This window comes from Pseudoalteromonas sp. SiA1 (assembly GCF_018732205.1).
Taxonomy (GTDB): domain Bacteria; phylum Pseudomonadota; class Gammaproteobacteria; order Enterobacterales; family Alteromonadaceae; genus Pseudoalteromonas; species Pseudoalteromonas tetraodonis.
The window spans coordinates 1,992,977-2,019,896 of record NZ_CP076084.1; the positions used below are offsets into that span (position 1 = coordinate 1,992,977).

Genomic DNA, 26,920 nt, shown 5'->3' on the forward strand with positions numbered 1-26,920 from the left:
AAATAATGGACAAAAAAAAGCTTCTTGTACTGATTGATTCGGTTGAATTTGCAAAAACGTCATTGCAGCATGCTAAACAAAAAGCGCTGCAAGGCAATAAACATATTGATATTGTTGCATTTAGCTTTGAAGAAACCGGCAATATTTTATTTTCTCTGTCGCCAGAACAATTGCTTTCACTCCAAGATAAATGCCTTTCATCATTAAGGGCACAGTTGGAGCCACTGATTAGCGCAGAACTGGAGGGTTGCAGTTATACCTTTCAAACCGCATGGCATGAAGCCCCCGAGCAGTGGCTTAACGAAGATATTAATACTGATGATTACGAAATGGTGATAAAAACACGCCATATCGACAGCGACAGCCAATTTAGTGAACTTGATTGGCAACTTATCCGCTTTACGCCCATCGCTTTGTATTTAGCGGCAGATAACAAATGGCGCAAGCATACCAACATACTCGCCGCACTTGATTTAGCCAGCGAAAAAACCGCAAAACATAAGCTTAATCAGTCAATTATTAAATATGGCCTAGCATACGCACAGCGAACAGACTGTGAATTTTATGCCGGCTACACAGTGTATATTTCTCCAATATTAAGAGATTTAGGCTTAGTATTTTCAGAAGAGCAACTAGTCAATGCCTTTGAGAAATTACCTCAATCACAGCAACAACTCATTATTGATAATAACTTACGCGACAAACTTTATATTAAAGCGGGTTTACCTGAGCAGGTGATCCCAAGCTTAGCGGCCAAGCTCAATGCTGATTTAGTGATTATAGGATCTGTTGGGAATGTAGGAATTAAAGCAAAACTCATTGGTAATACTGCAGAAAAAATAATGCGCTTACTTAAAACTGACTTGCTTATTTTACCCCCCAATTAAAAAATGATGCCTAAGCATCATTTTTTATATCAGCGTATACCGACACTTTATTTCGACCTGTTTCTTTTGAATGATAAAGCGCTTTATCGGCAGCTTCAATCCATCGTTCGTGATCTTTAAACTGATCATCAAAACACGCAATACCCACACTAATGGCCATATGCACCGTGTGCTCATTGTATTTCGCCGGAGAGGTTTCAATTAATTGGCGTAAACGTTCAGCAAATACAATCGCCCCTTGTTTATCGGTATCTAATAAAGTAACAACAAACTCTTCACCGCCGTATCGCCCAGCAATGTCTGTTTCACGCAATGCAGTTTTCAGTAAACTCGCTATATGACGAAGTGCTTCATCTCCAGCACTGTGTCCAAAATCATCATTTACCTTTTTAAAGTGGTCAATATCAAAAATTAATAACGAGCAACAACCTTCGTTTCGCTTCGTTCGTAAAAATTCTTGGTGCAGTAAGTGCTCCCAATGCCCTCTATTGGCAAGCTGGGTTAAACTATCTGTTTGGCTTACTTGTTCTAGTTTTTTATTTAACTCTTCTAGTTCTTTTTTGTTAACCGCAATATCTGTCACATCGTAAATAATAATACAAATATGCTCGACTTCGCCTCGCACATTGGTAAGTGGAATAAACGTGGCATTTTGATACATATAGTCCGCTTTACCGGTAATTGGTCGGTAGTTTTTAAAACGAAAAATATACGGCTGCTGCTCCCAAATAGTAAATGAACGATTCTTTAATACAAACACTGACTCAGATTTACTTCTAAACCATTTTTCATCAATGGCCGGAAATAAATCAAATAAGTCTTTGTCTTTTACAGCGCTCGGTAACAAACCAGAATGATTTTCCATAAAACCATTCCATACATGCACTTTGTATTCTCGATCGAGTACAACAAGACCGACATCAACCGTATTAAACATATCCATTAACCAATGGATTTCATTCAAATCTAAATCAGCTGGCATAAATATTTAATCTTCTAGTAGATAAGCAACTTTGTATTTCAAAGTTTTTAGTGAATCTTCAGTAAAGAGCAACATTAAATCACAACTAATATCATGATTTTCAATACCGTAACTTATTTCTATGGCTAGAGTCCGTTGCCAGCGCGACTTATTCGACTGAACAAGTTCAGAAACGTCCCGATGCTGCCCCAAAACTATTGGATGCCCTTGGCTAAAGGTCATGTCGAGCTGTTTTGACAAGCCGGTTAAAATAGCGCCTATTAAAATGTTACTTACATCCATTAGCAACTCTAACTCAACCTTGTCGTTTAGTTCACCTTCGTAATTCATCAGTGAGGCTATTTCTTTAAAACTAGAGTCATTTAAAAGTAATAATGCCTCGCCAGATACCCCGCCACCTATAAAGCCTTGGCAAATACCCGATGTAGTATCATTGGTATCAACAGAGCTTAACGCCATGTTGAGCTCACTGACTTCTAAAACATTAACATTAGGAATGGGTAACTTAACAAATACATTAAGCAGTCTTGCAAGTAAATCTCCCGCTTGACCCATGGCAACATTAGTCAGCTCTTGATATATATCACGAACATCAGGGTCAACTTGTTCACCTAACGAGTGAGACATGCGTTCACGCAGTGCTCTATCTCTAATACCATGATGTTCAATAATGGCAGCAAGCTTTTCGGGGGAACACGGTTTTTGAATAAAATCTATGGCGCCAAGCTCAAGCACACGTTGATGCGCACTCGGTTGAATATCGCCTGATACCACAACAGTGAGAACGTCGAGTCCTTGCTCTTTCATTGCAGCAAGCACGCCATAGCCGTCCATTTCTGGCATATTTAAATCAAGGAAAAGAATTTCAGGCTGGGCTTTAGTTATTTGTTTTATGCAGTCTACACCGTCACATGCAAATTCAACTTTAATATCCCAATCATCGGGTAAAGAGCGAGCTAATTGACGTCTAGCTAGTTTTGAATCATCACAAATTAAAACCGATGTTGACATATTATCTCTCTATTTTAAAACTTGTTGTACGCTGACACCGCAAAAAATAAAGGCACGGATATTATTAATTAATACCTATTTCTTATATATACATAGTAATCAAAGTATTGCTTATTTACAATTTTAGGGAAAAATAAACGCGTCAATTATTCTGCTTGGTAACTCCATCACAGTATAATACACTCACCACTATTACGTTAATTCTTAAAAGGAAAAAATCCATGCGTCGTTCATTAGCCTTTGCATTGAGCCTATTTTGTTGCACTAGTTTTGCATCAGAGTTACCTGAAAACACCTTAGATGCAGGAAAAGTAACAGCGCAAGGTAAACCTGTTACGTTACTAGGCCAAGGCCTCAAAGTCGGTGCTGATGCGCCAAATTTTAAAGTGGTCGACGACAGCTTTACTGCCATTACATTAGAAAATTACCAAGGGCAAGCTGTATTAATCAGCGTAGTACCAAGCTTAGATACTGGCATTTGTAGCCTACAAACAAAGCATTTTAATGAAAAAGTAGCGCAACAGTTTCCTGGCGTGGCCATGTTGACGATTAGTGCCGACCTACCTTTTGCACAAAAACGTTTTTGCAAAGCAGAAAATATCGATAAAGTTACGACACTGTCTGATTCTGTATGGCGTGATTTTGGCCAAAAGTATGGGTTAATAATTAAAGATATGGGGTTACTTACTCGCGCTGTTTTTATTCTCGATAAAAGCCATAAAGTTATATATAAACAATTAGTTACTAGCTTATCAACCGAGCCTGAATACGATAGCGTTATTGAAAAGCTTAAAACGCTTTAAAGGTCGAATTTCAGATAATAAAAAACCGCTATGAAGCGGTTTTTTTTTAATTATGCTTTTAATTTTAGATAAAAATTAACCCAAAAGCTCAGCTAGTTGCTTGCTTACTGCTTCAACCGCTTGAGTACCGTCTAATTTATGGTACTGCGTATTACCCGCTTGCGCTTCTGCTTGGTAGTAGTCAACCAATGGCATTGTTTGCTCATGGTAAATGCCTAAGCGTTTACGAACTGTCTCTTCTGTGTCATCCGCACGGATAATAAGCTCTTCGCCTGTTTCGTTGTCTTTACCTTCCTCTTTTGGTGGATTGTAAACAACATGATAAACACGACCAGAACCAGGATGAACACGACGGCCACCCATACGCTCAACAATCACTTCATCAGCAACATCAAATTCAATAACGTGATCAACGACAACGCCATTATCTTTCATTGCATCAGCTTGTGGAATGGTACGTGGGAAGCCATCAAGTAAAAAGCCTTTCTCACAATCAGGTTTTGCAATGCGCTCTTTAACAAGGCCAATGATGATGTCATCAGAAATTAACTGACCTGCGTCCATTACTTTTTTTGCTTCAAGGCCAAGTGGTGTGCCCTCTTTAATTGCAGCTCGTAGCATATCACCGGTAGAAATTTGTGGAATACCGTATCTATCCATTAAAAACTGAGCTTGAGTACCTTTACCTGCACCCGGCGCGCCCAAAAGAATAATGCGCATATCATTGTCCCCTAATATGAGAGTTTATTTTAAAGTCTGAATTCTTCCACAAGCGCCGCAGATACTCAAGTAACTTATACTAATTGTCTAGAGTCTGTTGGCCTTTGCGGATTAATATTTGTGCAAACTAGGGGCACTTTAATCGCGACGCAATGTTTGCTACTTAGTAGGCTGAGTAAAAATCGAGCAAAGCTTCTGCGTCCTGCTCACGCCATTTGCCACCATCCATGTAGGCAGACAGACCCTTTCGGGCAGCGTCTATGCAGCAAATTTAACCTTTAAAAATCAATAAACTCTATGCTCCAGCGCATAAAAAAAGGGAACAAACGTTCCCTTTTTACTCAATCATTGATTTTTAATACTTATTTGCTTAAATCAAGCATAAGTTTATTTAAGCGAGTGACAAATCCAGTTGGATCTTTAAGCGTACCGCGCTCAGCTAGTAATGCTTGATCTAGCAATACATGTGACCACTGCGCAAATTTATCTTCGTCTTGCTCATCATTTAAATGCTTAACAATCTGATGCTCAGGGTTTAGCTCAAACACAGGTTTAGCTTCTGGCACTGCTTGACCTACTGACTCCATCAGCTTTTGCATTTGCGAGCTCATGTCGTTGTCGTCGCTCACCACACAGGCTGGCGAATCGGTTAAACGATGTGTAAAGCGTACTTCTTTAACATCATCACCTAATGCGGTCTTAATACGCTCAATAAGGCCTGCAACTTCTTTTTCAGACTCTTCTTGTGCTTTTTTAGTTTCTTCGTCGTCTAAGTCGCCTAAATCTAAATCACCGCGAGTAATTGATTGAAATTGCTTGTCTGCAAATTCAGTTAAGTGGCTCATCATCCACTCATCAACACGGTCACTTAGTAGTAAAACTTCAATGCCTTTTTTGCGGAAGATCTCTAAATGCGGTGAGTTTTTAGCTGCAATAAATGAGTCAGCAACAACATAGTAAATTTTATCTTGGCTGTCTTTCATACGCTCAATGTATTGTTCAAGCGAGACATCTTGAGTGTCTGAATCGGTATGCGTTGAAGCAAAACGTAATAGCTTAGCAATGCTCTCTTTGTTAGCCGCATCTTCAGCTGGGCCTTCTTTCATTACTTGACCAAATTCATTCCAAAACGTTTGGTAATCATCGGCTTTGTTTTTCGCCATACGCTCAAGCATTTTAATAATACGCGACGTACACCCCTTACGGATAGCTTGGGTCACTTTGTTATCTTGAAGTATTTCACGCGATACGTTCAGTGGTAAATCATTTGAATCTAATAGACCTTTAACGAAACGCAGGTAGCTTGGCATAAACTGCTCAGCATCATCCATAATGAATACACGTTGCACGTATAATTTTAAGCCACTTTGGCGCTCGCGGTTCCATAAATCAAACGGCGCTTTTTTCGGAATGTATAACAAACTGGTGTATTCAGTTTTACCTTCAACTTTGTTATGTCCCCAACTAAGTGGATCTTCCCAGTCATGGCTTACATGCTTGTAAAATTCTTTGTATTCATCTTCAGAGATTTCAGACTTATCACGCGTCCATAATGCCGTAGCACGGTTAATGCTTTCCCACTCACCAGGAACTGCTGGAATTTTCTCACCGTCTTCGCCTTCAGACTCTGGTACTTCTGCTTTGTACATTTGTACTGGTGTAGAAATATGATCAGAGTATTTAGTCACGATACTACGAAGGCGCCATTCGTCTGCGTACTCTTTTTCTTCTTCACGTAGGTGTAGAATAATGTCTGTACCGCGGCCTTCTTTTTCAATTTCTTGCAGCGTGTATTCACCTTCACCTTTTGATTGCCACTCTACAGCCGTTGTCTCGCCTGCTTTACGGGTACGCACTGTCACTTCATCAGCAACAATAAACGCTGAGTAAAAGCCCACACCAAATTGACCAATAAGTTGTGAATCTTTGCTTTGGTCGCCCGTTAAGTTTTTGAAAAACTCTGCGGTACCCGACTTTGCAATTGTACCTAAAGAGCTGATCACTTCATCACGTGTCATACCAATACCATTATCAGAAATGGTTACCGTATTGGCTTCTTTATCAGCACTAATACGTACACGTAAATCAGCATCACCTTGATATAAGTCGCCGTTTGATAACGCTAAAAAGCGTAATTTATCGGCTGCATCAGATGCGTTTGATACAAGCTCACGTAAAAATATTTCTTTATTAGAATAAAGCGAGTGAATCATTAAGTTTAGTAATTGTTTTACTTCTGTTTGAAAGCCTAATGTTTCTTTTTGTGCTGCAGTCATTTATGTATCTCCAATTTGCAAAGTGTCTGCGTTATGCACTTAATATGGGGGGAGGTGTCAGAACTTCAAGGGAAAAAAGTAAAAAAAGCTGCCAGCAAAAAACAACAATATTATAAAAACAATATCTGTTCAAAATGGGCTGGCACAGTGTAAATGCATCGGCTTTTGAGTGCTTGGGTGATGAAAATATATATCGCTGGCATGTAGCTGCAAACGCGACGCCATCTGCTCACTCTGTTCACTTTTATACAAATCGCAACCTAAAATAGGATGCCCAATTGCATGACTATGAATACGTAATTGATGCGTTCGACCAGTAACGGGGGTAAATTGCACTAACGTCTTTATTGGTTGAATAAAACGCTTAAGTACTGTGTAGTGTGTTAAGGCCGCTTTGCCTGTGGTGTTACATAACTTAACACGAGGAAAATAGAGTTTGTCTTTAGCAATCGGGTAATTTATTTGTCCGTGGTTATCGCACACTTTTCCTTGTAACATAGCGACATAGCGTTTGCTTATGGTGTGACTTTGAAATTGTTGATTGAGGTTTTTTGCCGACTCACTATTGAGTGCCACCAGCATGATCCCTGAGGTACCAAAATCTAATCGATGAGGTAACTTTGCTTCTGCAAAGGCGGCTGTTTTACCCTGTTGACCATTGACTAAGCGATAATGAACGGAATCCCAATTTAGTGAGTTTTTACCCGACAAACTCAATAAACCACTGGGCTTATTGATCACTAAAAGCGCCTCATCTTGATAAATAATTTTTATGTGTTCATGGCAAACAGGTGCGATAAAGTCATCAACAATCACATTAGCACTTTGGGTTATTGCAGCCATATCATCCTTAAACTTTTGTTTGTATTGCAATTAAAGCCAACAAAAAAGCCTACAGCATGTATGTAGGCTTTTAAAGTAAGTTCAAATAGTTAAGCTTAAAATAAACTATTCATGGCTGACTAATCGCCTACCGCTAAATGCATGCATAAGCGTCATTCCATCGACTAAATCAAGCTCACCACCAACAGGAATACCATGAGCAATACGCGATGCACCCACATTGTTTTTGTGGCAAAGCTGAGCAATATAATGCGCCGTTGTTTCGCCTTCAACCGAAGGATTTGTGGCTAAAATGACTTCATTAATACCGCCTTGCGCAAGCTTTTGCTCGAGTACATCAAGGCCAATTTCTTTAGGCCCTATGCCATCAATCGGTGATAAATGCCCCATTAATACAAAGTAAAGCCCTTTGTATTGACCTGTTTGCTCAATGGCGAGTACATCCGTTGGCGATTCAACAACACATAAAATACCACTGTCTTGGCGTTTAGTGCTTAAGCAAATATCACACTGCGCCTGCTCGGTAAATGTGCGGCACGATTGGCAATGACCTACAGCGCTCATTGCTTTAGTCAAGGCATTACCAAGTTGAGCACCGCCTTTACGGTCGCGCTCTAACAAATGAAACGCAATACGCTGGGCAGACTTCGGACCGATGCCGGGCTGACATCGCAGTGCTTCAATAAGCGATGTTAAACTATCTGAAAGTTGCATAGTTGCTTAGAACGGCATTTTCATACCAGGTGGTAACTGCATACCGCCTGTCACTTTACCCATGCGTTCTTGCGTTTCATCGGCAACACGGCGCACAGCATCGTTACATGCTGCAGCTAATAAATCTTCAATCATGTCTTTGTCGTCTTCCATTAAGCTTTCATCAAGCTCAACACGGCGCACGTTGTGGTTACCAAGCATGGTTACTTTAACTAAACCGGCACCAGCTTCACCAACGACTTCCATTGTTGCGATTTCTTCTTGGGCTTTTTGCATGCGCTCTTGCATTTGCTGCGCTTGCTTCATCATGTTACCCATTCCACCTTTAAACATAATCGTCTCTCTTTCTTTTAATACATTAACTGAAGTATAAATAAGGGCACTGATAGTTAATTACAATGCCTGAATACTGTTTTCGTCAATTTCAGCGCTAAATAGCTGTTGAAATTGTACTATATTTTCATCACTTATGATCACATCAATCGCTTGCTGGTGACGACCTGCATCAATTTTTTGTTGAATCAGATAAGGCGAGTCAATCACCCCACTGGCAAAGTCGATATTTAGCTCAACGTTATGCCCATAAATAGTCGATAACGCCACATTTAACTTTTGGCGCAGCATAGGCGTATCTAAATGCTTTTGCGATTCATCGACTTCAATATGAAAATGATTGTCTTGCTTGGTAAAAATTGAATGCAAGGCAAACTGGCGCATGCGCCCGCCAAGCCCCATTCGCTTAATTAAATAAGCCCATTCATCTTGTTGATGGGCAAATCTAATTTCACTGATGGGGCTTTGAAAATCATCCGGCACCGGAATACTTGGTGCTTGTTCAACAACTGGAGCCGGTTTTTGCGGATTAATTTGCTCTAATAGCTCAGGTGCAAGATTTTCGGTAATTGTTTGATGCTTTGCTTTAAAGTCAACTTTATTTGCAGGTTTAGTGCTTACCTGTGGCTTGCTCCCTGACATGGGGAGCGCTGGCTTTTTTGGTAACTCATCACCCGTCTCACTATCCCATGGAGGCGGCTCCTGCCCTACAGCTTGAGGTGTATTGCTAATAGGTTTATCGACGGGCCTAGCAGGGGTCGATTTTGGCACAACAGGTTTTTCGGTTGCTGCGCTTGACAGTTTACCCGCACCGGAAATATTTCTGTCACGTAAAATACGCGCTATTGCAGACTGTGCACGTGCTTCTTGCTCGCCCATTGTTGGCGCTGAATGCTCAGTGCTACTAGGTACGTTTGATAGCTCAGGATTAAATCCTTGGTCAACCGCGCTACTCATTACATCATCGTATTGCGCTGCAATGGTTTGTTCTACATCGCTGTGCTGCATGTAGGCATCATCTTCGCTTTGACGCTGCGCTTGTTCATCGCTCATTGGCGTTGTATCAGACACGTTTGGCTGACTTTGCGTTGACTCTTGCTCAATGTGAGTCCGGCTATTATCAGAGCGCGAAACCTCAGGCTTAGCAGCCTCTATTGGCTGTGGATTATGTATTGATGGCTGACTTTCAGTGCTATTGCTCTGCGCTGGTTTATTTTTATTTAAAATATCACGCAATGCATTGGTACGCCCTGTGGCATTTTGCTCTGGCGCGGGTTGCGAGCTAGGTGCTGAATGCGTCGTTTGTGAGTGCTCAGGTTGAAATGCTAACAATCGTAGCATAATCATCTCAAACCCTAAGCGTGGCTCAGGCGCCCACTGTAAATCTTTTTTGCCATTCAGTAATAACTGATAATACACTTGAATTTGCTGAGCATGAGTGTGCGCTGCAACATGCTTAATGTAGTCAGCATTATTGCTATCAAGTGCTGCCGCTTCAGGCACTAATTGGCTTAATTGAATAATATGCGTAAGTGCAATTAAGTCATCAAGTAGTGCAATGTAATTAGGATTTCTGCTCGCGACTTGGGCAACTTCAGCCATTAAGGCTGCGCCATCCTGCGCGAGTAATGCAGCGAGTAAACTCTGACTATAATGGGTATCCATTAAACCAAGCATGGCTTGAACAGCTTGATTATTAATATCGCCATTTGTTTGAGCAATAGCCTGATCGGTCAGGCTCAGCGCATCTCGCATACTGCCATCGGCTGCTTTAGCAATAATACTTAGGGCATCATTATCAAAATTGAGCTGTTCTTGTGTAAGAACATGCTCAAGCTGTTGCTTAATTTCAGCTTGCGACAAGGCATTTAAATTAAACTGTAAACAGCGCGATAAAATAGTTACCGGTAATTTTTGTGGATCGGTGGTCGCCAGTAAAAACTTTACATGCTCAGGTGGTTCTTCGAGCGTTTTTAATAAGGCATTAAAGCTGTGCTTTGACAACATGTGTACTTCATCAATTAAGTACACTTTGTAGCGTCCGCGGGTTGGCGCATATTGAACGTTATCGAGTATTTCGCGAGTATCTTCAACTTTTGTGCGTGAGGCCGCATCTATTTCGAGTAAATCAATGTAGCGCCCTGCTTCTATATCAACACAGCTACTACATTGACCACATGGGGTGGCAGAAATGCCCTCATCACAATTTAAGCTTTTAGCAAAAATACGCGCAATGGTCGTTTTACCAACACCACGGGTTCCAGTGAATAAATAAGCGTGATGCAGTCTATTTTGATTCAGCGCATTAACCAGCGCTTGTTTAACATGAGACTGCCCAACCAATTCATGAAAGGTTTGAGGACGCCATTTTCTCGCTAGAACCTGATAACTCATCGATTATTCGCCTTCGAATTCAACCAATTTTAGGATTTTAATACCCATTTTTTCAACACGCTGCTCCCCACCTAGTTCAGGTAACGATACGACGAATGCTGCATCTGTGGCGTTGCCGCCTAATTTTGCAACCAACTTGGCTGTTGCTTCAATTGTACCACCGGTCGCCAACAAGTCGTCAACAAGCAATACTTTATCACCGGCTACAATCGCATCAGTATGAAGCTCTAATGTATCTTCACCATATTCGAGTTGGTAATCTTGGCGAATAACTTCGCGCGGTAATTTACCAGGTTTACGAACAGGGATAAAAGGAATTCCCAAGGCATAAGATAGCGGTGCACCAAAAATAAAGCCACGCGATTCTGTGCCAATAATTTTAGTAAAACCTTGATCTTTATAGGCGTTAATAAATGCATCTATGGTTGCTTTAAACGCTTCAGGGTTTGCCATTAGGGTTGTTACATCGCGAAACATAATGCCCGCTTTAGGGTAATCAGCAATTGTAGTAATGCTGTTTTTGATAATTGCTGGTGTTACTTGAGTCATAATTTTAACTGCTCAATGGTTCATATTACAAAGCAGGTGATTATAACCTTAAGTGAGCGTAAATTGCGAGTTTGCGGTAGTTATAAAAATTCAGGAAGGGTAAACAAGATAAAAAAATATAAGGCTGATGAAAACAACAGCCCTATGAAATAAAGCAAAAATTACGTCAAGCTGGTGATCCAACCTAAAATAGCATTTAAACACCCTATTCCAGCAAACACGGCTAAAAATGCAAAAAAGTAAGCCGCATTAAACGGGTCTTTAAACTCTTTATCATCTGACATCGGTACAACCTTTTATTAAGCACAACAAATAAAGGCGTTATAATAGACGATGTGAAATAATCTATAAAGAGCTTAATCTTGATTTTTTGTCACTATAATTTGACGCTGTGCCATAGCCGTTAGGGTACTTAATGCGCCTTGAGTTATTTGCTCAAGGCTAAATTGAGGTGCATTTTCACTGACTTGCTGGCAAACATGCGCAAATGTGCTTCCTGCGTTATTGTCAATAATAGACAAAAGCATGGCGGTCATCGCATTAGTTGCTAAAAATTGTACTTCATCGTCTTTATCTCTGTACACCACAAAATAATGTGGCTGCTCAGAGGGCTGTTGCGGTTGAAACGCTTCGCTAATATGTTGTACGGGGAATTCATAGCTTAAGTTACGTGCCGTTTTAGATAAATATAAAGGGCTTTGAGTTAATTGATTCGTTACCAGTTCGCTCTCATCCAAGTCAGCCTGAGTTACCGATACATCAAGCTCAATCCATTCATAATGCGCCAGCGCTAGCATAAACACAGGGTCGCACTCTTTGGGCACATAACTTGTCATTAAATACGTTATAAACTCTTCAGCAATATCTAAAAAGTAAGGAGACTGGCAATCATGTTCACTAAAAAATTGACGAACCAGTAATAGCCACTGTTGCTCACTATAGAGTGTTTTTAAAACTGGAAATGCAGATGAAACAAAGCCATTAATATTATTAAAAAAAAGCTCCCGATAAATAGCCATACGTCTGTCTTCAACATCTGCTGGGCAAGGGTTCGTGTTGGGCTGGCGAATATGAGCCATAAACTCATTTTGAATATCGATAAAACTCATAGTTAATACTCTTTTAAAACCATGCTGTTGTTATTACTAGCTGCATAGGACTGTTTAAGCACTTTGCTCAGTGGATAACAGCTGCAGGTGCTTTGCTTGTAATTGATGAATTATATCCAGCTCTTTGGTTAACACGTTAATAGGTGGAATATTAAAGTCCCGCTCTAACAGCGTCGGAAATACACCATGTGTTTCATAAGCGCTATCAAGCAACTGCCATACGGGATCAATAACATCGGCGCCATGAGTATCTATAATCAAGTCCTCGGCTTCATTGTAGTGGCCTGCAACATGACAATAGGCAATTTTATTAGTTGGTAGCCCACTTAAAAACGCTTGTGCATCATAACCATGATTAATCGAGTTCACATAAATATTATTAACGTCTAATAGCAACTGGCAGTCTGCGTCTTCTAAAATAGCATTGGTAAATTCAAGCTCTGATAGCTGCTGACCAGGGGCACCATAATAAGACACATTTTCCAGCGCTAGCGGGCGTTCTAAAATATCTTGTACCTGTTTAACCCGAGAAACAACATGGTTAACCGCCTCCTCAGTAAAAGGAATTGGCATTAAGTCATACATATGGCCTTTACCTGAGCAATAGCTTAAATGTTCGCTATAAGCTTTAATATCGTGGTTATCAAAGAAAGATTTTAACGACTTTATAAATTCAATATCGAGCGGCTCAGGTGAGCCAATAGAAAGAGATAAACCATGGCAAACAAAATAATTAGTATTGGTTAACTGCTTAAATTGCTTTTCAAAGCGCCCACCTAGCTTTAACCAGTTCTCTGGGGCCACTTCCATAAACTCAATTTGTTTTGGTATGGCATGCTCAAGCTCATCTAGCATTTCTCTTCGCAAGCCTAAACCGACCATGCCAAAGTTAGGCGTTTGATTTTGAGCCATAATAAAACCTCATATTAAATAAAAAGGGCCTAATGGCCCTCTCACTTATCTGAAAAAGAAAAGTTTAGTGGCTACCACCACATTTACCTTCGCCGCACTTGCCTTCTTTTTTAGCCTTAGCATCACCGCCGCATTTACCTTCGCCGCACTTGCCTTCTTTTTTGGCCTTAGCATCACCGCCGCATTTACCTTCGCCGCACTTGCCTTCTTTTTTGGCCTTAGCATCACCGCCGCATTTACCTTCGCCGCACTTGCCTTCTTTTTTCGCTTTAGCATCACCGCCGCATTTACCTTCGCCGCACTTGCCTTCTTTTTTCGCTTTAGCGTCGCCGCCACATTTACCTTCGCCGCACTTGCCTTCACCAGCGTCTAATTGATAACCAGCTACCATTTGTTGAAATTCAAATGGGTTGGCTTGTACATCTGCACTGGCCATACTTGCACTGCCAACAACCACTGCGCCGAGTGTTAATGCAATTGAATTTTTCTTTATTGTATTCATTTTTTATTACCTTCTAAACTTGTTGAACATCATTATACAAGTAGACCTGCATAAAACTAAAAACTTTCACATTATCTATTTTTTCAAAAATAACTTAGTAAACTAACTATAAACCCTAATAAGCGTTTTATCAATTTATGATTTACAGGTAAACTGGCGCTCTTTTTCAGTAATAAATTAATCACACTATGAAACTTGTTTTAGCACCGATGGAAGGTGTCGTTGACTTTAAAATGCGCCAACTACTCACCGACATAGGTGGCTTCGATCTTTGTGTGACCGAATTTATCCGTGTTGTAGATACTTGCCTTCCAGATAAAGTATTTCACCGTTATTGCCCTGAACTTAAAAATGCGGGGCTCACTCGTAGTGGTACTCCAGTTCGCATTCAGTTATTAGGCCAAGTAGCCGACGTGTTAGCAGAAAATGCTGTAAAAGCAATTGGCTTAGGCTCTCATGGTGTTGATTTAAACTTTGGTTGCCCAGCAAAAACTGTCAATAAAAGCAAAGGCGGTGCTGTATTACTCAAAGATCCAGATCATATGTACTCGATTATAAAAACGGTAAGGGATGCCGTTGATGATGAGCATGAAGTAAGTGCTAAAATTCGCTTAGGTTTTGATGATGATAGTAATAGCCAAGAAATTGTCGATGCCGTTGTTAGCGCTGGTGCTAACAGCATTGCTATACATGCACGTACTAAACGCGATGGCTACAATCCACCCGCCTATTGGGAAAAAATCCCTCCTTTGGTCAAAGATAAAAAAATTGCAGTGGTCGCCAATGGGGAGATTTGGCAGGTAGAAGATGCCCTTTTATGCCAAAAGCGCAGCGGTTGCACTGACTTAATGATTGGTCGTGGCGCGCTTTCACATCCTGATCTAGCAAGAAAAATTAAAGCGCAGGTTAATAAAGAAAGCTACAGTGAACTGACATGGGAAAATATTTTACACCATATTATTCATTCATCTATGCACCAAACAGCAAGCAAAGATACTAAATACTTTGCATCTCGAACAAAACAATGGCTTGGTTATTTAAAACGCCAATATCCACAAGCAGGACTATTATTTGATGAAATTCGTCGTTTAAAAGCCAAGGATGAAGTAGCCGAAGTGTTAAAGAAGTATGCGAAAGCGCCACAATTTGATACAAATCATAACATCTAAGATAATCTAACTAGATAATAGCAGTATCACTGAGGACTAATTTAAGGGTTATACTGCTAATGCATCATCAGCAACGACTAAACGATGAAATTGAAAGTGTTAAAGCGACTATATTAGGCTTGCTATCACAATCTACACACCCTACACATCAAAATTTGCTTTGTATACTAACCCGTACCTCAAATGAAGAGTGGCTTGATATAGCAGCTCAGCAATTAGGCACCGAGTATAATCCCTTGATTGAGCGTATGAATAAGCTTGAAGCGGCAATAAGCCAAATTGACATTGGCCAGTATGGTTACTGTTGTGACTGTGAGGAAAAAATATCAGCGCAGCGCTTGGAGCAAGACCCTGCAGCGCAGCGATGTGATCAGTGCGCTAGTTAATAGCGCACTAAAGTTTAATTAAGTAGTTGTGGAGCAAAACTAAACGCTTGCCCTGGATAAAAAAGAATATCTTCAACTAATAAAGTCGCTTCCTCTTCACTTATGTTTAATCGTTTAAGTAAATTTAAGCGTGCTTGTGACAATGTCCAAGCGTGATAATGCACCCCTAGATCAGTTTCCATCATAGCCATATAGAGCAATTCATCGGCTGGTTCTAATTGTGAAGCGTTAGCCCTCAGAGGTAATAGCGTATAACCCGTTAACCAGTCTAAACCCGCTATTTTCGAATCAGTTAAAAGTAATGTGGTAAGCTGTGAGGCATTTGAGGCTTCTACCGTTGTTTGCTGTTTTTGACTCTGCATTGATTTGAATTTGCTATCAATACGACTTAGCCACTCAAGCGGTGAGAGCACAGCATTTGCAAAATAATTTAATTTACTTTGATACCACTGACTGCCATTAGCAAGGCCTGATAAACCAATGCTGCCTCTTGGCTTATAGTCCGCCAAATAATTGTTTAACTCACTCAACGCTGCATTAAGTTCAACCGGTGTGTTAGTGCGATTTATGGCTTGTTGCACGTACTTTTTTAAATAACTATGTTCAACTTTATTTAGCTTTAAATTACTTTGCTCGGCAGCTTCTAGCTGAGATTTTACAAACCTTAACCATTGCTCAATATTTTTATACTGGGCATCATTTTTCGCCATAGTGAGCATATTAGCCAAAACATTTGTTTGTGCAGGCCATGCAAAATAGCGCTCAGGGAATCGCTCAGCAATAACTAAATAATTAACCTGATTGGTTTGCTCTGCTGATAACTGCATTTGCATTAGCTGCTGATAAATAGCGTGGCGACGCTCTAAATAAGCATCTGTAAAAGGGAGCTGCTCATTACTGAGCTGTGTAACCTGTGAATTCGGTTGCGCACTTAAAGCAGTATTAAGTGATATTAACGCGCTTTGCGCTTCTTCATAAGATGAAAATATATCTGTAGGCTTAGAGCAAGACGTTAACAGCAAACAAAATAGCAGTGAAATAATAGGCGTTTTTTTCATGTCAATTCCAATAAAAAAAGCCCCAATGGGGCTTTTTAAAAATACTAGAGTACATTAAATACTAAATTTTAACACCGTTGCGAGCGGCTTTATCTTTAATATATGTAGCCCAACCTTTAGCAAACCTACGTGTGCTTGAGTCGTCCATGGCTTTAGTAATAGCAGCATAAGCTTGCTTATACTTACCTTGGTAGTAAAACGCTTCAGCTAAATCTGAATAAATAGTGCCTTTTTTATCAGAGCCAAGCTCTAATGCTTTGTTCAAACGAACAACAGCAGCGCTGAATTTTTCAGATTGTAAAAGTAATGAACCTGCTTTGCGGTAGAGCTCAGCGTCGTCATCAAATTTAGCAGCTTCTTCGTAATACTTAGCAGCTTTCTCTATATCTTTCGAACGATGGTAGTTACTAGCAATCGCGCTAATATTTTGCTTAGTGCGTTTTACTTTCTCTTCTTTAACAGCCTTTTCAAGCGTTACTGCTGCTTTGTAAGGAATTTCGTTTAAAGAATAAAAGTTAGCCAGTACTTTGTATTCAACTTCGTTTTCGAAGTAACCATTCTTGTATGCAACTTCCATAGTTGCTAGACCTTTTTGGTAGTCTTCGGTTTGTAAATAATACTTACCTAAACCTACCCAAGATTTTTTGTCTTCAGGCCATACACGAACGATTTCTTCTGCAACTTTAACCATATCTTGATATTGCTTTTTCTCAAAATAGGCAGCTAATTTAAGTTGATAAGGAGCTTTATTTGGCTCTTCAGCTAACTTAATTGCTTTGTTTGCCGGCTCAAGAACCTGATCAAATTGTTTAAGCTCATAGCTTGCTTGCGCAATACGAGTGTAAACTTTCGGGTCCTCTTCACCTGTGAAGTCCATCCAATCAGAATATGCTTGCTTGGCAGCACTGTATTGTTCAGTACCCGCGTACATATCACCCAAGGTTTTTAAACCTTGAGCCTGATCAGCAAAGTTCAATACATCAGGTGCAATCGCTGCTTTCATATACTTAATTGCAACTTTGTATTGCTCTTTTTGAGCGTACATGCTGCCTAAGTAACGATTAACAGTTGCTTTATCAAAGTCATTAGACGGTTCTAACTCTTTCAATAACGCTATTGCACCATCAACATCATCTTCGTTATACAAATCAAACGCTTTAATTACTTTTTTACCAGTACGTTCGCCCATGATTTTAGTTTTTGCTTTCTTACGCTCTTCAATCTTTGCGTAATCTGGCGCCGCTAAAACAGGTGCAGTTAATGATGCACCTGACACAGACATAAGAATTGCAAGTGCAGTTACTTTGGAAAAATTTCTCATTACTCGCCTCCTTAGTTGCCTTGGTTAAGTTTAAAGTCTAGTTGAACTTGTAAACCAACTTGCTTTTGTGGTTTCCCGTCAATGATCTTAGGACGGTATTTCCACTTACGCAATGCACGTTTAGCTTCACGGTCAAAGATACGTTTTGGTTCTGCGTCGATAACATCAACGTCAATCACGCCACCTAACTCATCAATTGTGAATGAAAGTTGAACCCAACCTTCTTTACCATCACGTGCTGCTTGTGTTGGATATTTTGGTTCAATACGAACGATAGGTGTCGCATCACCATCTCGTCCAAATGCACCTGGACCACTTAGTCCACCGGCCGTGCTTCCCACATCGATACTTGGCATATTAAATGACAAGCCACCAGTATTTGGGTTGCTATTTTCCGGCTGTGGCGGCTGCGGTTTAGGCGGCTGCTTTGGCGGTGGCGGAGGCGGAGGCGGTACACGCTTCCTCTCCTGCACCTTAGATTCAGGCGGATTCGTCATAATTTCGACTATGATCTGCTCTTTTTGTTCCGTATTACGGTCAGCCCCACCAGAGATGAGGTATGCCATGAAGTAGAACAAGCCGAAAGTAACTGCCCCACCTGCAATCAGTGAAAACAGAAAACGAATCATTACTGATCTCCAGCTATTGAAATTCTCAGGTTATCACCCGTCGCTTTAATCTGGTCCATCACTTTAACCACTGTGCCGTGTTTTGCTTCTTTATCAGCTTGCAAAATTACAACATCAGTAGGTTGTTCTGCTAATAAACTTTCGATTTTTGCTGAAACACGTTCAACATCAACTTGCTGTTTATCAATCCAGATTGCACCGTCACTGCGAATTGCAATAAAAATGTTAGCATTTTTTTGCTTCGTAGCTTGGGCAGCTTTTGGTTTATTGACCTCGATACCAGCCTCTTTAACGAACGATGTAGTTACGATAAAGAAAATAAGCATGATAAATACGATGTCAAGCATTGGCGTCATATCTACCGCTGCTTCTTCTTCTTCACGAAAACGTTGTTTACGTGCCATATTTAATTCTCTCTCTAGTGATGAGGCATACTATCTATAAGCTTGGCTTTCACCATTCTCGCTCTTGCCTCAAGGCGTGAGCTAAAGAATACCCCAGATAGTGCCGCAACCATTCCAGCCATTGTTGGGATTGTTGCCATTGATATGCCTGATGCCATTAAACGTGCATTACCTGTACCTTGGGTTGCCATGGTTTCAAAAACCGCGATCATACCCGTAACAGTACCAAGTAAGCCTATTAAAGGACATATAGCTACTAATGTTTTAATCAACAACATACGCTGATCTAATTTTTCAGACGCTTCAGAAATCCATGCTTCACGGATTCTGTGTGCGTACCAAGACGTAGTGTCTTGGCGGGCATCCCACTTAGCTACAATTTCCTTCGTTAAACGAGGAAACTCAGCAAGTAAGAACCAATAGCGCTCAATCATTAAAACCCACATAAGAAAGAGTGCTATCGCGACCACGTATAAAACCTGGCCGCCTGTGCCAACAAAATCCCTGATAGATTCCCAGATCTCCATCAGGACTAGCATTAGGCTTTCTCCTTCTCCGCGTGAGTCGCGATGATACCCGCGCTTTGCTCATCAAGGATATGTAGTACCGACTTACTACGACCTGCAACAATTGAATGAAGTAGGATAAGTGGTAGTGCTGCAATTAGACCTAGCGCTGTAGTTACAAGTGCTAGAGAGATGTTACCAGCCATGATCTTCGGATCGCCCGTACCGAACAATGTGATTGTTTGGAACGTTAGGATCATACCGATTACCGTACCTAGTAGACCCAGTAATGGTGCGATAGCAGCAAGGATCTTGATGATGTTAATACCCGCTTCGATGCGTGGCGTTTCACGTAGAATCGCTTCATCAAGTTTAAGCTCAAGGTTTTCAACATCTTGATTTTTGTTGTCAGAGTACACTTTAAGAATACGACCCAATGGGTTGTTTGTATTCGGTGTAGACAAGTTCTTAAGCTGAGCTTTGATCTTAGAAGTAGTAAGCGCTAAATCAACGAAACGTACTAAGAAGATTAAAAGACCTACAGCAAGCAATACGGTGATGATGTAACCAACTTCAGCACCTTGCTCGTAGTACTCCATAAGAGACTTCTTCTGCGTGTTGATACGTAAGATTGCACCACGTGTAGGATCCACGTATACGCCAGCGTAGTTATCAGCTGAAGTACCTTCTAGATCAGAAATACCTTTTAAGATATAGCTGTCAGGTTGCTTACCTAGAGGCTGTATAGACTTAGTCTCTGGTGAGTAGATTAAGTAGCCATCGTCTGTAACTAAGTTGAAGTTACCGATACGTGTTACTTTTTTCATTGACGGGTTACCGTCAAGACCTGCAACTTCAGTTTCAAACGTTGAAACTTTAGCTGACTCAGTCATTTCTGTTTGAAGTGAAATCCAAAGTTCTTCTAGTTCACGAACTGTTGGAAGTTCTTTAGCCGCAGCTAATGAACGAAGTACTTCAGCACGACCTGGTTTTTCAGCACTTACTAAAGATGCTTCAATTGAACCAATCGCGTCAGCTGCTGCACGACGAACAACACCAAACATTTCACCTAACGTACCTTGCGCGTTTTGAAGAGCTTGCTCTTTTTCCGCTAAAGTATTTTCGTTTTGTGCATATTCTTTGCTAAGACGATCACCACGTGCTTTTTCAGCAGCTAATTGGCTTTTCGCTTTGTTAAGTAACGCTTGCTTATCAGCACGATCTGATAAGAACTCTTGTTCACGTTGCTTATTGATTTTCCCTTCAGAAATACGCTCTTGCTTTACTTGCTCAAGAATTTTATCTAAAGCATCAGTATTTGCATGTGCATTAAGCGCGGTACCGGCAGAAACAGACAGTACTGCTGCAACAGCAAAACCTTTAAATAGTTTCTTCATTATTGATTACTCCGCGCCAAAAATTGGTAGTTTAACAAGTTCTAGTGTCGCTTGCTTACGCGCCATACGGATCACTTCTTTAACAGGCTTTAGGTATTCTTCACCTAATTCTTTCCACTGTTTAGTGTTGTTATCCCACACCCAAGCGTGTTTTAGATCGAATGATTGCGCTACATAAGTGATACGACCTAAACGACCGATATCAACGTTAATGCTACGACCATCAACATCTAAAGTACCTTGAGAAGCAGTTACAGCTGAACTGTATGCTGTTTCAACAGTGTACGCTTCAAGTACCTGACGGAACTTCTCAGACGTTGTTACAGATGCAGATGCCATGATCTCACGTAACCTTTCAACACGTCCAAGACGTGTTTCAAGGTTAAATGGAACGTCCGCTTTGATGAATTGCTCAAGCGTATCGATCATGCGATACATCAAAGGCACAACGTTTTGTTTAGTGTTATCGATAGTCGCGATTTGACGATCGAACGATGCGATAGACGCATTTTGGTCAGCGACCAAACGTGCTACGTGATCGTTGTACACTTTCATAAGTTCAGTCTCATCAACGATGCTACGGTACTCAGCGATTAGCTCCTGAGTTTGACCATATACATTGTCAATTTTAGTTTGAGACTTAACCGCAGCCTTTTGAATTGTTTGACCTGCTTTTTGCACGTCATTCAAAGGATCTGCAATCACATTGCTGCTTGCAAATGCAAAAGCGCCAACCAACGCAGTTGCTACAAGACTCTTTCTGATTTTAACAGACATAGTTCCCAACCAATTAAGTAATGTTACTTTTATAATTTAATTATCAACCCGCAAGGGGAAGACAACCCTGATATCTTTTAATAGATATCAACTTACCAATAATGCTAAATGCATTAAGTCATGTCAACTTCATGTTTCGCATAACCTATAAATAAATCAGCTTGTTTGTAAGATATTTAAAGGGCTCACACAAAAAAATTAACATTATCGTAACTAACGTGACAAATGCAATTTCAGCAAAGCCAGATATAGTAAGAATACTGATAAACCACCTAGTTAAAGTAAACAAAAATATAACATTTAAAATTAACTTAATCGTGGCTGAAAAAAAATTAAAAATAAGCTTATTTTCTGTCCCGAATATTCTTTTTTAGTGGTTTTTGAGACTTTTTAAGCTAAAAATACAACTAATCGTTATTATTCGCGCATTCGTCGCATAGTAATAAGGACGTGCCGATTATCTAAAAAGCAATACAAAGGAGGGGAAATAGATTACAAAGAATCATTTTTATTAACACCTGTGTTTTTTGTTTCTACTGATCATTAATATCCTGCCGATTTTTTATATTTTTCCATGGAGAAATATCAATCTTACGCACTTTTATGAACTCAATATAATTAAACTCACATCAAGCAGTAGACTAAATTTAAATCGCTAGGTGATCATTGACCAACAACGGACTAGTGCATAAAGGTTTACGTTTAATTTGGTATATCGGGGTTAAAAATATGAATAACGGATATCAGAAATGAAAGGCAATACAGAGAGATTAAAAATAGAGTTGATAATTATTTAAGAATTATGGTGAAACAGGTTAGTGTTTCACCACGATGAACTTAGGTTCACATAATAAATTATGCTACTTCTACGTTCTCAGCTTCAGGGCCTTTTTGACCTTGCTTGATGCTGAAAGTCACTGCTTGACCTTCGCTAAGAGTGCGAAAACCAGAACCAGTGATTGCGCTGAAATGTACAAACACGTCAGGACCATTTTCTTGTTCAATGAAACCAAAGCCTTTAGCTTCGTTGAAAAATTTTACTTTACCAGTAACCGACATACTAAATTTTCCTGTAAGTCAATAATTAAAATTCAGCCATATAATTATGGCAATATCCTCCCTGAGTCAATGCCCAAAAAACTGGAGGTGATAGTACAGGAAGAAGTAATAACCAAACCGGTAACCTTAAACGCAGCACAATACCGTAATTCAATACGCAAAAACTCAAAGCCAATTAAGATTAACACATTAAAATTTTTTTAGCTCTATTAATTAGGATTTATTTTTGAAGTTTCATTGTTTTACTAACTACGGTGTAACCTTTTAATTTTTATAGAAAATAACAAACAAAATATTGTATTTTTTATAAACAGATTACAATTGCTTTAAAATAGTTTTTATCAGTATATTTTTTAGCCACTTAAAATAAAAAAACCACCTTGAATTTAAGGTGGTTTAAAGTTTAGTGTTTAAATATTAACTATTTAACTTGCCAGTCGATAACGCTCTCAGCTTTGATTGGTACTACTTCAGAGTCACCTAGCGAGTAGCTTGCCGGCACTGTCCAAGGCGATTTTTCTAAGGTAATAGTGTCGGTGTTACGCGCTAAGCCATAAAAATCTGGACCAAAATGGCTTGCAAAGCCCTCTAACTTGTCAAGCGCACCAGCCTCTTCAAAAGCTTCAGCATAAAGTTCAATAGCAGCATGTGCAGTGTATGCACCTGCACAACCGCATGCAGCTTCTTTTTTATCTTTATAATGTGGCGCTGAATCAGTGCCTAAAAAGAATTTTTTATTGCCACTCGTTGCCGCCGCCATAAGTGCTTGCTGATGAATGTTTCGCTTTAATATAGGTAAGCAATAATAATGTGGGCGAATGCCCCCTGCTAACATATGGTTACGGTTGTATAGTAAATGATGCGCAGTAATTGTAGCTGCTACGTTATCAGAGGCACTTTCTACAAATTCTACCGCATCTTTCGTTGTTATGTGTTCAAGAACAATTTTAAGCTCAGGGAAGTCAGCGACAACATCGCCTAAAATAGTCTCTAAAAACACTTTTTCACGATCAAATATATCAATAGACGAGTCGGTTACTTCACCGTGGACGAGTAACAGCATGCCAACTTCTTGCATTGCTTTTAACACCGGATAAATATTTTTAACCGATGTTACGCCAGAATCTGAATTTGTGGTTGCACCCGCTGGGTACAATTTAGCTGCAAATATTTTACCCGTTGCTTTTGCCTTTTTTATCTCTTCTGGTGTCGTTTTATCAGTAAGATAAAGTACCATTAGTGGCTCAAACTGCCCTTGAGGTTTCGCTGCCATAATGCGCTCTCGGTACGATAATGCGGTTTCAGTACACGTGGCTGGCGGTACTAGGTTTGGCATAATGATCGCTCGGCCCATATAACGACTGATATCACGTACTGTATCTTTTAGCTGATCCCCGTCGCGTAAATGTACATGCCAATCATCGGGCCTAGTAATCGTTAGAGTTGTCATTTTGCTCGTCATCGTAAAATCCTAATGCTTAAGTTAACTGATCATAGGCATATGGGGTTTTCGAGTAAAGACCTTATTAAAAAATAATCCTTAGATACTATATATAAAGTAAACTTTACACTTCACGCTTCTCATTTATCGTTTTATTTTGTAGAAAGGTTAATATTAGGTTAACGTATGTACCTTTAATAATAATTATAAGGCCTACCTTCGTTGCCTATGTCGAACACTATCGATACTACTAAAGCGCTCGAAACTAAAACGGATCAATTGAGTATAATCAATCAGTTCTCCTCAAGTTTATTGCAACTGAATACGTTAGAAGCGCTCTTTAGTTATGTCACCACACAAGTTGTTAATCGACTTGGATTTGTCGACTGCGTGATTTATTTAGCCGATGACAGCCAATCTACGCTAAATCAAGTAGCGTCTATGGGTATTGAAAGCGAACACACTAGTTATCAGTCAGAACGAAAGTTAATCCGCTTTAATGAGGGGATAACGGGCTATGCTGCATCAACTGGGCAAGCTTTAATAATAGGCGATGTAACTAAAGACAGCCGCTACATTGCTGATGAGCGCCCTGCGCAATCAGAGCTGTGTGTGCCTTTAATATATAAAGATAAAGTACTCGGCGTAATTGACTGTGAACACCCAATAAAAAATTACTTTACCAGTTCACATTTAGAAATTTTAACTACCGTTGCCCACTTACTAAGCGCAAAAATAAATCAAGTGAATACCGTCAACAGCTTGCAAGATACCGTTCGGCAACTTAATAATGCGCAAAAATTAGAAAGTAGCCTACTGCAAATAGCTAACTTAACCTATAAAGCACAAAATTTAGATACCTTTTTTAAATCGCTGCATGTGATTATTGATAGCCTTCTTAATGCAAGTAACTTTTTTATTGCTTTGTATGATAAAAAAGAAGATGTTCTAGATTTTGTCTATACCGTTGAAGGCGGTGTACAAACAAACACGCATAAAATTATTTCAAAAGATCAGTTAAAAGAAACAGCCTCTTACTATTTATTAATTAACGAGCGCCCTTTACTGCTTAATAAAGAGCAATACCGACACTATATAGAGCAAGGCCACTTTAAATTGGTCGGTGAACTAGCAGACTCTTGGCTTGGTGTGCCATATAAAGTTAATGAGCGCATGAGTGGCGTTATTGTCGTACAAAGCTATGACAAGCAACATTACTACAACGAACATGATAGCTCGCTGTTGACGTATGTGAGCCGACAAATAAGTATGGTTATAGACAGGCATTTAGCTCGCCAAGAACTCGAGCACAAAGCACTGCATGATGAACTAACAGGGCTTGCCAATCGTTCGTTACTAATAGAAAGAATGAAGCATGCAATTTTACGCTTGAATCGCGCTAAAAAAGGGACTTTTCATGCTCTGCTCTACCTTGATTTTGATCGCTTCAAAAGTATTAATGATTCGTTAGGCCATGAAGTAGGTGACCATTTTTTAATTGCTATTTGTAAATTGATTACTCAAACCGTTCGCAATACTGATACCTTTTCTCGCTTAGGTGGCGATGAGTTTGCTATTTTTATGGAAAATCTCAGTCATCGTGACCAAGTAAACGATGCCCTCGCTCGAATAAAAACCGCCCTGTCAGATCCCATTGATATTGATGGTCATTTACTGCAACCCTCTACCAGTATTGGCGTTGCATTTAGCGATAATGTAAACGATGAAGCATTTGTTTTATTACAGCAATCAGACGCGGCTATGTACGAAGCAAAATCATCAGGGCGTGGCCAAGTTAAGTTTTTTAATAATGTCATGCGTAACAAGTTAAAAACACATGCCGACCTTGAAAATGATTTACAACACGGTATTGAGCATGATGAGTTTGAACTGTATTTTCAGCCTATTTTTAACATTACTAGCAGTGACGTTATGGGGTTTGAAGCTTTAGTACGTTGGCATCACCCACGAAAAGGGTTTGTATCGCCAGGTGACTTTATCCCTATTGCAGAAAAAACGGGGCAGATTATCAATTTAGATTTGCATTTGCTCGACCTTGCAGCACAGCATATCGCTTTATGGCAACAACAAGGGCATCGTTTTTTACGCGTTACGGTTAATGTTTCATCTCGCCACTTCGCAAGTTTAGAGTTTGTGGATCAGCTTCATGCAATCTACAAAAAACATCAACTACCTTTAGGCTCATTATGTCTAGAAATAACCGAATCGGGATTGATTGAAAATTTAGAGTTAGCAACACAAATTATTCAAGGATTATCGCCTTTAAAAGTATTGCTCTGTTTAGATGACTTTGGCACCGGTTACTCTGCCCTTGGTTACTTGCATCAACTGCCTATTCATGTCCTTAAAATTGATAAAAGCTTTATCGATAATTTAAAAACCACAGCCAATCCATTGATTGATGCTATTTTAACCTTAGCCATTTCATTAGATCTTATTGTTATAGCAGAAGGGATAGAAAGCCCTGAACAACTCGCTATTTTGCAAAAAACCCAATGTGATTATGGCCAAGGCTTTTTAAAGTCTAAACCTGTTACAGCAAAAGAAGCTATTTTACTAATACATAGCCCTCTTTAATTAATAAGCCAGGTTTGCTGGCTTTTAAAAATCACAGTAATTACTTTTACGCTTTTGCCAACACTAACTCATGCAACGTCACTTTACAGCTTTTTACAATCTGCCTTATAACTGCTTACTTAAGTAAGGGTCTATTTAAC

27 protein-coding genes are annotated in these 26,920 nt (G+C 39.8%); 5 read left to right on the top strand and 22 right to left on the bottom strand.

Annotated elements, in window-relative coordinates:
* The first annotated feature begins 5 nt into the window (after positions 1 to 5).
* On the top strand, positions 6 to 887 hold the full coding sequence (locus KK487_RS09130) for a universal stress protein (protein ID WP_013465183.1): 882 nt from the start codon (positions 6 to 8) through the stop codon (positions 885 to 887).
* A gap of 10 nt (positions 888 to 897) precedes the next feature.
* On the opposite strand, the gene KK487_RS09135 is transcribed toward KK487_RS09130, so the two are convergent.
* Both KK487_RS09135 and KK487_RS09140 read right to left on the bottom strand, forming a co-directional pair.
* Entirely contained in the window at positions 898 to 1,869 is a 972-nt protein-coding gene (locus KK487_RS09135; RefSeq protein ID WP_013465184.1) for a sensor domain-containing diguanylate cyclase, read from the bottom strand.
* Between the two features lie 6 nt (positions 1,870 to 1,875).
* The gene (locus KK487_RS09140) at positions 1,876 to 2,880 is read right to left on the bottom strand and encodes a response regulator (protein ID WP_013465185.1); all 1,005 of its coding nucleotides are present in this window, start codon (positions 2,878 to 2,880) and stop codon (positions 1,876 to 1,878) included.
* Between the two features lie 221 nt (positions 2,881 to 3,101).
* On the opposite strand from KK487_RS09140, the gene tpx reads away from it, so the two are divergent.
* A complete protein-coding gene (gene tpx / locus KK487_RS09145; protein WP_036954362.1) occupies positions 3,102 to 3,683 on the top strand; it encodes a thiol peroxidase in 582 nt (193 codons plus the stop codon).
* Positions 3,684 to 3,758: 75 nt separating this feature from the next.
* On the opposite strand, the gene adk is transcribed toward tpx, so the two are convergent.
* The 11 genes from adk to KK487_RS09195 all read right to left on the bottom strand — a co-directional run bounded on the left by adk (position 3,759) and on the right by KK487_RS09195 (position 14,035).
* Positions 3,759 to 4,403: an adenylate kinase gene (adk, locus tag KK487_RS09150; RefSeq protein WP_013465187.1), complete on the bottom strand. Its 645-nt coding sequence runs from the start codon at positions 4,401 to 4,403 to the stop codon at positions 3,759 to 3,761.
* A 362-nt stretch (positions 4,404 to 4,765) separates the two neighbouring features.
* A complete protein-coding gene (gene htpG / locus KK487_RS09155; RefSeq protein WP_036954359.1) occupies positions 4,766 to 6,679 on the bottom strand; it encodes a molecular chaperone HtpG in 1,914 nt (637 codons plus the stop codon).
* Between the two features lie 129 nt (positions 6,680 to 6,808).
* Positions 6,809 to 7,522, bottom strand: a complete 714-nt coding sequence (locus KK487_RS09160; RefSeq protein ID WP_036954357.1) for an RluA family pseudouridine synthase — start codon at positions 7,520 to 7,522, stop codon at positions 6,809 to 6,811.
* Between the two features lie 105 nt (positions 7,523 to 7,627).
* The gene (gene recR, locus KK487_RS09165; RefSeq protein ID WP_024602877.1) at positions 7,628 to 8,236 is read right to left on the bottom strand and encodes a recombination mediator RecR; all 609 of its coding nucleotides are present in this window, start codon (positions 8,234 to 8,236) and stop codon (positions 7,628 to 7,630) included.
* 6 nt (positions 8,237 to 8,242) lie between these two features.
* Entirely contained in the window at positions 8,243 to 8,569 is a 327-nt protein-coding gene (locus tag KK487_RS09170) for a YbaB/EbfC family nucleoid-associated protein (protein ID WP_013465191.1), read from the bottom strand.
* Positions 8,570 to 8,629: 60 nt separating this feature from the next.
* Entirely contained in the window at positions 8,630 to 10,963 is a 2,334-nt protein-coding gene (gene dnaX / locus KK487_RS09175) for a DNA polymerase III subunit gamma/tau (protein ID WP_215521715.1), read from the bottom strand.
* A gap of 3 nt (positions 10,964 to 10,966) precedes the next feature.
* A complete protein-coding gene (apt, locus tag KK487_RS09180; protein WP_013465193.1) occupies positions 10,967 to 11,512 on the bottom strand; it encodes an adenine phosphoribosyltransferase in 546 nt (181 codons plus the stop codon).
* Between the two features lie 161 nt (positions 11,513 to 11,673).
* A complete protein-coding gene (locus KK487_RS18595; protein ID WP_255314607.1) occupies positions 11,674 to 11,796 on the bottom strand; it encodes a hypothetical protein in 123 nt (40 codons plus the stop codon).
* Positions 11,797 to 11,868: 72 nt separating this feature from the next.
* The gene (locus KK487_RS09185) at positions 11,869 to 12,621 is read right to left on the bottom strand and encodes an HvfC family RiPP maturation protein (protein WP_036954349.1); all 753 of its coding nucleotides are present in this window, start codon (positions 12,619 to 12,621) and stop codon (positions 11,869 to 11,871) included.
* Between the two features lie 54 nt (positions 12,622 to 12,675).
* Positions 12,676 to 13,533, bottom strand: coding sequence for an HvfB family MNIO-type RiPP peptide maturase (locus KK487_RS09190; RefSeq protein ID WP_036954347.1), 858 nt, complete (start codon positions 13,531 to 13,533; stop codon positions 12,676 to 12,678).
* A gap of 64 nt (positions 13,534 to 13,597) precedes the next feature.
* Complete coding sequence (locus KK487_RS09195; RefSeq protein WP_215521716.1) at positions 13,598 to 14,035, bottom strand: HvfA family oxazolone/thioamide-modified RiPP metallophore; 438 nt, start codon at positions 14,033 to 14,035, stop codon at positions 13,598 to 13,600.
* 188 nt (positions 14,036 to 14,223) lie between these two features.
* Here KK487_RS09195 and KK487_RS09200 point away from each other — a divergent pair, with 188 nt between their 5' ends.
* Positions 14,224 to 15,204, top strand: a complete 981-nt coding sequence (locus tag KK487_RS09200; protein WP_008466224.1) for a tRNA-dihydrouridine synthase — start codon at positions 14,224 to 14,226, stop codon at positions 15,202 to 15,204.
* Between the two features lie 59 nt (positions 15,205 to 15,263).
* A complete protein-coding gene (locus KK487_RS09205) occupies positions 15,264 to 15,590 on the top strand; it encodes a TraR/DksA family transcriptional regulator (RefSeq protein WP_013465198.1) in 327 nt (108 codons plus the stop codon).
* Between the two features lie 14 nt (positions 15,591 to 15,604).
* Here the strand turns inward: KK487_RS09205 and KK487_RS09210 are convergent, their stop codons facing one another.
* The 9 genes from KK487_RS09210 to pyrC form a co-directional block, all read right to left on the bottom strand.
* Positions 15,605 to 16,648 carry a hypothetical protein gene (locus KK487_RS09210; protein WP_013465199.1) on the bottom strand — a complete coding sequence of 348 codons (1,044 nt, stop codon included), beginning with the start codon at positions 16,646 to 16,648 and terminating at the stop codon, positions 15,605 to 15,607.
* Positions 16,649 to 16,709: 61 nt separating this feature from the next.
* Positions 16,710 to 17,969, bottom strand: coding sequence for a tetratricopeptide repeat protein (locus KK487_RS09215; RefSeq protein ID WP_215521717.1), 1,260 nt, complete (start codon positions 17,967 to 17,969; stop codon positions 16,710 to 16,712).
* 11 nt (positions 17,970 to 17,980) lie between these two features.
* A complete protein-coding gene (locus tag KK487_RS09220) occupies positions 17,981 to 18,598 on the bottom strand; it encodes an energy transducer TonB (protein WP_013465201.1) in 618 nt (205 codons plus the stop codon).
* The gene (locus KK487_RS09225; RefSeq protein WP_006792384.1) at positions 18,598 to 19,002 is read right to left on the bottom strand and encodes an ExbD/TolR family protein; all 405 of its coding nucleotides are present in this window, start codon (positions 19,000 to 19,002) and stop codon (positions 18,598 to 18,600) included. Before KK487_RS09225 ends, KK487_RS09220 begins: the two co-directional genes overlap by 1 nt.
* A 14-nt stretch (positions 19,003 to 19,016) precedes the next feature.
* Positions 19,017 to 19,541: a MotA/TolQ/ExbB proton channel family protein gene (locus tag KK487_RS09230; RefSeq protein WP_215521718.1), complete on the bottom strand. Its 525-nt coding sequence runs from the start codon at positions 19,539 to 19,541 to the stop codon at positions 19,017 to 19,019.
* Complete coding sequence (locus KK487_RS09235; RefSeq protein WP_013465203.1) at positions 19,541 to 20,905, bottom strand: MotA/TolQ/ExbB proton channel family protein; 1,365 nt, start codon at positions 20,903 to 20,905, stop codon at positions 19,541 to 19,543. Before KK487_RS09235 ends, KK487_RS09230 begins: the two co-directional genes overlap by 1 nt.
* Before the next feature lie 6 nt (positions 20,906 to 20,911).
* A complete protein-coding gene (locus tag KK487_RS09240) occupies positions 20,912 to 21,682 on the bottom strand; it encodes a DUF3450 domain-containing protein (protein WP_013465204.1) in 771 nt (256 codons plus the stop codon).
* Positions 21,683 to 22,537: 855 nt separating this feature from the next.
* Positions 22,538 to 22,741, bottom strand: a complete 204-nt coding sequence (locus tag KK487_RS09245; protein ID WP_004588138.1) for a cold-shock protein — start codon at positions 22,739 to 22,741, stop codon at positions 22,538 to 22,540.
* A gap of 421 nt (positions 22,742 to 23,162) precedes the next feature.
* Positions 23,163 to 24,203 (bottom strand): dihydroorotase, encoded by a 1,041-nt coding sequence (pyrC, locus tag KK487_RS09250; protein WP_013465206.1) that lies wholly within the window; start codon positions 24,201 to 24,203, stop codon positions 23,163 to 23,165.
* 207 nt (positions 24,204 to 24,410) lie between these two features.
* Between pyrC and KK487_RS09255 the strand changes: the two genes are divergently transcribed.
* The gene (locus KK487_RS09255) at positions 24,411 to 26,780 is read left to right on the top strand and encodes a bifunctional diguanylate cyclase/phosphodiesterase (RefSeq protein WP_016900410.1); all 2,370 of its coding nucleotides are present in this window, start codon (positions 24,411 to 24,413) and stop codon (positions 26,778 to 26,780) included.
* Positions 26,781 to 26,920: the final 140 nt, after the last annotated feature.

What these genes read in the sequence shown, in the direction of transcription:
- apt (WP_013465193.1), bottom strand. Translation starts at nt 11,512, where the DNA reads ATGACTCAAGTAACACCAGCAATTATCAAAAACAGCATTACTACAATT.
- KK487_RS09190 (WP_036954347.1), bottom strand. Translation starts at nt 13,533, where the DNA reads ATGGCTCAAAATCAAACGCCTAACTTTGGCATGGTCGGTTTAGGCTTG.
- KK487_RS09135 (WP_013465184.1), bottom strand. Translation starts at nt 1,869, where the DNA reads ATGCCAGCTGATTTAGATTTGAATGAAATCCATTGGTTAATGGATATG.
- KK487_RS09225 (WP_006792384.1), bottom strand. Translation starts at nt 19,002, where the DNA reads ATGGCACGTAAACAACGTTTTCGTGAAGAAGAAGAAGCAGCGGTAGAT.
- KK487_RS09205 (WP_013465198.1), top strand. Translation starts at nt 15,264, where the DNA reads ATGCATCATCAGCAACGACTAAACGATGAAATTGAAAGTGTTAAAGCG.
- adk (WP_013465187.1), bottom strand. Translation starts at nt 4,403, where the DNA reads ATGCGCATTATTCTTTTGGGCGCGCCGGGTGCAGGTAAAGGTACTCAA.
- KK487_RS09130 (WP_013465183.1), top strand. Translation starts at nt 6, where the DNA reads ATGGACAAAAAAAAGCTTCTTGTACTGATTGATTCGGTTGAATTTGCA.
- KK487_RS09200 (WP_008466224.1), top strand. Translation starts at nt 14,224, where the DNA reads ATGAAACTTGTTTTAGCACCGATGGAAGGTGTCGTTGACTTTAAAATG.
- KK487_RS09240 (WP_013465204.1), bottom strand. Translation starts at nt 21,682, where the DNA reads ATGTCTGTTAAAATCAGAAAGAGTCTTGTAGCAACTGCGTTGGTTGGC.
- pyrC (WP_013465206.1), bottom strand. Translation starts at nt 24,203, where the DNA reads ATGACGAGCAAAATGACAACTCTAACGATTACTAGGCCCGATGATTGG.
- KK487_RS09140 (WP_013465185.1), bottom strand. Translation starts at nt 2,880, where the DNA reads ATGTCAACATCGGTTTTAATTTGTGATGATTCAAAACTAGCTAGACGT.
- KK487_RS09210 (WP_013465199.1), bottom strand. Translation starts at nt 16,648, where the DNA reads ATGAAAAAAACGCCTATTATTTCACTGCTATTTTGTTTGCTGTTAACG.
- KK487_RS09245 (WP_004588138.1), bottom strand. Translation starts at nt 22,741, where the DNA reads ATGTCGGTTACTGGTAAAGTAAAATTTTTCAACGAAGCTAAAGGCTTT.
- dnaX (WP_215521715.1), bottom strand. Translation starts at nt 10,963, where the DNA reads ATGAGTTATCAGGTTCTAGCGAGAAAATGGCGTCCTCAAACCTTTCAT.
- KK487_RS09255 (WP_016900410.1), top strand. Translation starts at nt 24,411, where the DNA reads ATGTCGAACACTATCGATACTACTAAAGCGCTCGAAACTAAAACGGAT.
- KK487_RS18595 (WP_255314607.1), bottom strand. Translation starts at nt 11,796, where the DNA reads ATGTCAGATGATAAAGAGTTTAAAGACCCGTTTAATGCGGCTTACTTT.
- KK487_RS09170 (WP_013465191.1), bottom strand. Translation starts at nt 8,569, where the DNA reads ATGTTTAAAGGTGGAATGGGTAACATGATGAAGCAAGCGCAGCAAATG.
- KK487_RS09235 (WP_013465203.1), bottom strand. Translation starts at nt 20,905, where the DNA reads ATGAAGAAACTATTTAAAGGTTTTGCTGTTGCAGCAGTACTGTCTGTT.
- KK487_RS09185 (WP_036954349.1), bottom strand. Translation starts at nt 12,621, where the DNA reads ATGAGTTTTATCGATATTCAAAATGAGTTTATGGCTCATATTCGCCAG.
- KK487_RS09215 (WP_215521717.1), bottom strand. Translation starts at nt 17,969, where the DNA reads ATGAGAAATTTTTCCAAAGTAACTGCACTTGCAATTCTTATGTCTGTG.
- KK487_RS09230 (WP_215521718.1), bottom strand. Translation starts at nt 19,541, where the DNA reads ATGCTAGTCCTGATGGAGATCTGGGAATCTATCAGGGATTTTGTTGGC.
- KK487_RS09220 (WP_013465201.1), bottom strand. Translation starts at nt 18,598, where the DNA reads ATGATTCGTTTTCTGTTTTCACTGATTGCAGGTGGGGCAGTTACTTTC.
- recR (WP_024602877.1), bottom strand. Translation starts at nt 8,236, where the DNA reads ATGCAACTTTCAGATAGTTTAACATCGCTTATTGAAGCACTGCGATGT.
- KK487_RS09195 (WP_215521716.1), bottom strand. Translation starts at nt 14,035, where the DNA reads ATGAATACAATAAAGAAAAATTCAATTGCATTAACACTCGGCGCAGTG.
- tpx (WP_036954362.1), top strand. Translation starts at nt 3,102, where the DNA reads ATGCGTCGTTCATTAGCCTTTGCATTGAGCCTATTTTGTTGCACTAGT.
- htpG (WP_036954359.1), bottom strand. Translation starts at nt 6,679, where the DNA reads ATGACTGCAGCACAAAAAGAAACATTAGGCTTTCAAACAGAAGTAAAA.
- KK487_RS09160 (WP_036954357.1), bottom strand. Translation starts at nt 7,522, where the DNA reads ATGGCTGCAATAACCCAAAGTGCTAATGTGATTGTTGATGACTTTATC.